Below are 250 nucleotides of genomic sequence, written 5' to 3' on the forward strand. Positions count from 1 at the left end.
TGCCGGTGCTGCACCAACTGACGGCGCCCGGTGGCTGGTTGTCTCTGGCCTTCTACAACCGCGACGCGCTGATTTACCGCAACCTGCTCAAAGGCCACTTCCGCAAAATGCGCAAGAACGACATGGCCGGCGAAAAGCAGAGCCTGACGCCGCAGCAACCCCTTGATCCACGGGAGTTGGCGGCGCAACTAGATGGCCTGTGGCAGGTCGAAAGTCAGAGTGGCGTGCGGGTGTTCCACGACTATATGCC

1 pseudogene is annotated in these 250 nt (G+C 61.2%); it reads left to right on the forward strand.

The annotated features are described in order from the left end of the window. Nucleotides 1–250: pseudogene (locus AAEZ09_RS28845) on the forward strand (SAM-dependent methyltransferase); the annotation flags it as partial.

Origin of the sequence: Pseudomonas sp. 65/3-MNA-CIBAN-0223 (assembly GCF_040310425.1) — a bacterium.
In the GTDB taxonomy this organism is placed as follows: Bacteria; Pseudomonadota; Gammaproteobacteria; order Pseudomonadales; family Pseudomonadaceae; genus Aquipseudomonas; species Aquipseudomonas gregormendelii.